We start from the raw sequence: 239 nt of genomic DNA, 5'->3' as shown, positions 1-239 counted from the left end.
AAAGAAGGTGTTACTATTGTCGGAGAAATGCAAGAATTTGATTATGTAAAATTTGGATGGATGTTAGACAACGAAGGAAATAAAATTGAGCTTTGGGAACCTATAGACCAAGCTTTTAAATAAATTAAAACACGAAAAAACAGATAGTTATGCTTTACAAAAAAAGTCTTTTATATAAGAAAGAAACTTATGTAAATAAAGAAGAAAGAGAAAAAAAAGATAATATTTCTAAAATTAAA

At 25.1% G+C, this 239-nt stretch carries 1 protein-coding gene; it reads left to right on the top strand.

The window, feature by feature from the left end:
• Positions 1-123, top strand: a 123-nt coding sequence (locus ACY2RW_RS16335) for a VOC family protein (protein ID WP_490123788.1), incomplete at its 5' end; no start/stop codon positions are given.
• Positions 124-239 lie beyond the last annotated feature (116 nt).

It is taken from the genome of Polaribacter sp. 2305UL8-11 (genome assembly GCF_058147165.1).
This window is presented reverse-complemented; position numbering and strand designations above follow the sequence as displayed.